A 2,938-nucleotide genomic window follows, 5' to 3' on the forward strand; every position below is an offset into this window, starting at 1 on the left:
GACCGACATGGCTACGATCCGACTTCACCGCCTCGGCGAGCCGCTCCAGCAGCGCCAGCGCCAGCTCGGGGTGGGCCCGCACCGCCGCGCGCACCGCGGCGCGCGACACGACGAGGCAGCGCGTCGGCTCGGCGGCCACCGCGGTCGCCGGGTAGGGGGGCGCCGCGCCGTCGAGCCCCTCGAACACGGGCACCTCGCCGAGCGCCCCGCCCGGCCCCTCGACGTGCAGCACGTGCGGGCGGCCCGCGCCGGCCCGCAGCACGCGCACCCGCCCCTCGAGTACGAGGTAGAGCCCGCGCGCCGGCGTCCCCGCGAGGTACAGCACCGCGCCCGCGGCGAAGCGCCGCTCGACCGCGCGCGCCAGCCGCGCCGCGCGCGCCGACGCCGCCGGCGCGGCGACCCAGCCGCCGAGAGGGACTTCGGTCCCTGCCCCCCGCGCCGCGCCCACCTAGCGTGCCCCCGTGCCGCCGCCCGACCTTGTCCCCACACCCGCGAGCCGACCCATGCGCCTCCCCCTCTCGTTCGCCGCGCTGCTCCTCCCCGCCCTCGCCGGCGCGCAGCAGCCGCCGCACCCCCACGCGCCCGGCCACGCCCACCCGCCGTCGCACGCCGACACGAGCTTCGCCGCCGTGCAGGCGCGCGGCAAGCAGGCGATGGGCGTCGACCAGTACACCTCCGCGCACCGCTTCGACGACCTCGCCGACGGCGGGCGGATCACGCTCGTGCGCGACGCGGCCGACACGGCCGGCGCGCGCGTCATCCGCGCCCACCTGCGCGACGTCGCCGCGGCGTTCGCGCGCGGGGACTTCGCGACGCCGGGGTTCGTGCACGGGCGCGACGTCCCCGGCACGGCCGTCCTGGCGGCGCGGCGCGCCGCGCTCGCGTACGCCGTCTCCGACCTGCCGGGCGGCGGCGCGCTGCGCATCACGACGGCCGACCCGGCGGCGGTGAAGGCGGTGCACGAGTTCCTCGCCTTCCAGCGGCGGGATCACAGGGCGCCGGGGGAGGTGCGGGGGCATCCGTGACGTGAAGGGGCGGGAGTCGCGACCGCGGGAGTCGAGAGAGCGGGAGTCGAAAGAGCGGGAGTCGTGGCCGCGCAGTGCGCCGTCGCGACTCCCGCCGTGAAGACTCCCGCCGTCACGACTCCCGCCGTCCGGAGTTCCGCCTCGTTCGATGTCATTCAAAGACCACTTCTCCGCCCACGCCGCCTCCTACGCCGCCGCGCGGCCGACGTACCCGCGCGCGCTCTTCGCGCGGCTGGCCGCCGCGGCGCCCGGGCGCGCGCTGGCGTGGGACGCCGGCACCGGCAGCGGGCAGGCCGCTGTCGCCCTCGCCGCGCACTTCGCGCGCGTGCACGCCACCGACGCCAGCGCCGAGCAGGTCGCGCACGCGGCGCCGCACCCGCGCGTGACGTACGCCGTCGCCCCCGCCGAGGCGTCCGGGCTCCCCGACGCGTCGTGCGACCTGGTCACCGTCGCGCAGGCGCTGCACTGGTTCGACCTGCCGCGCTTCTGGGCCGAGGCGGGGCGCGTGCTGCGCCCCGGCGGCGTGGTCGCGGCGTGGAGCTACGCGCGGCTGCACGCCACCGGGCGCGTCGAGGCCGTGGTGGACGCGCTCGACGCCGAGGTGGGGGCGTGGTGGCCGCCCGAGCGCGCGCTCGTCGACGACGCGTACGCGTCGATCGCCGTCCCGTTCGCGCCGGTCGTCGTGGACGCGCCGCCGATGCGCGTGCGCTGGACCGCCGCGCAGCTGCTCGCGTACCTGCGCACCTGGTCGGCGGTGCGCCGCTGCCAGGCCGACACCGGGCGCGACCCGGTGGCCGCGATCGAGGGGCCGCTCGCCGATGCGTGGGGGGCGGCGGCGCGGCGGACGATCACGTGGCCGCTCACCGTGCGCGCCGGCCGCGCGGACGATTCGTCCCCGCCCCGTCCCGGTCGTCCCGCCGCGCCGCGCGCCGGCCTCCCGCCGCGGTAGCTTGCCGGCATGCCCGCCGCCACGCCCCCCGTCTCGCGCCTGCGCGGCCCCTGGCTGTGGGGCGCCGTCCTGCTCGGGATGGCGGCGCTGTTCGTGGTGCGCGTCGTCTACAACGTCGGCGAGGACCTGGCCGGCGGGAACGCGCACGAGATCCCCGAGCGGCTGTTCGAGGAGGTGACCGGCACCGTCCTCGCCCTCCCGGTGGTCGCGGCGGTCGTGTGGCTGGCGCGGCGCGTGCCGTTCGTGCAGCCGCGGTGGACGCGCCCGGTGGCCGCGCAGTCCGCCGCCTTCGTCGCGGTCACGACGCTGCACACCACCGCGATGCTGGTCGCGCGCGAGGCGCTGGCGCCGGCGTTCGGGTTCGACGGCTATGAGGCGCGCTTCACCCTCGCCCGCTACGCGTACGAGGCGGCCAACGCCTTCCCCGTGATGCTGGCGCTGGTGGGCGGGTTGGCGCTCGCCGACCACCTGCTGGCCGCCCGCGAGCGCGAGCGCCGCGCCGACGCGCTCGAGCGCTCGCTGCTGGAGGCGGAGCTGCGCGCGCTGCGGCTGCAGCTCCAGCCGCACTTCCTGTTCAACGCGCTCAACACCATCTCGTCGACGATGTACGACGACCCGGCGGCCGCCGACGCGCTGCTGGAGCGCCTCGCCGAGCTGCTGCGGACGTCGCTGCGCACGACGCACGCGCACCAGGTCCCGCTGCGCGACGAGCTGGCGCTGCTCGAGCAGTACCTCGGCCTCATGCGCGCCCGCTTCGGCGACCGGCTGGACGTCGCCGTCGACGCCGCCCCCGACGCGCTCGGCGTCCTCGTCCCGTCGATGCTGCTGCAGCCGCTGGTCGAGAACGCGGTGCGCCACGGCGGCGTGGCGTGGCGCGGGCGCAGCGCGGTGCGCGAGACCGCCCGCCGCGACGGCGGCGCGCTCGCGAAGTCGGAGGCCAAGCGGTCTTAGGAAGACAAATCGT

The 2,938-nt window shown here is 78.1% G+C and carries 4 protein-coding genes; 3 read left to right on the forward strand and 1 reads right to left on the reverse strand.

All coding sequences use genetic code 11. From position 1 onward, the window contains the following. The coding region (locus PYV61_RS23325) for a cyclic nucleotide-binding domain-containing protein (protein WP_275836211.1) at positions 1–448 on the reverse strand (448 nt) is incomplete at its 3' end. A gap of 55 nt (positions 449–503) precedes the next feature. On the opposite strand from PYV61_RS23325, the gene PYV61_RS23330 reads away from it, so the two are divergent. The 3 genes from PYV61_RS23330 to PYV61_RS23340 all read left to right on the forward strand — a co-directional run bounded on the left by PYV61_RS23330 (position 504) and on the right by PYV61_RS23340 (position 2,925). Beyond that, positions 504–1,025, forward strand: coding sequence for a hypothetical protein (locus PYV61_RS23330; protein ID WP_275836213.1), 522 nt, complete (start codon positions 504–506; stop codon positions 1,023–1,025). Positions 1,026–1,173: 148 nt separating this feature from the next. Next, entirely contained in the window at positions 1,174–1,974 is an 801-nt protein-coding gene (locus tag PYV61_RS23335) for a class I SAM-dependent methyltransferase (RefSeq protein ID WP_275836215.1), read from the forward strand. Between the two features lie 9 nt (positions 1,975–1,983). Beyond that, positions 1,984–2,925: a histidine kinase gene (locus tag PYV61_RS23340; RefSeq protein WP_275836217.1), complete on the forward strand. Its 942-nt coding sequence runs from the start codon at positions 1,984–1,986 to the stop codon at positions 2,923–2,925. The last annotated feature ends 13 nt before the right edge of the window (positions 2,926–2,938 follow it).

The sequence above is a fragment of the Roseisolibacter sp. H3M3-2 genome, assembly GCF_029211165.1.
Classification (GTDB): domain Bacteria; phylum Gemmatimonadota; class Gemmatimonadetes; order Gemmatimonadales; family Gemmatimonadaceae; genus Roseisolibacter.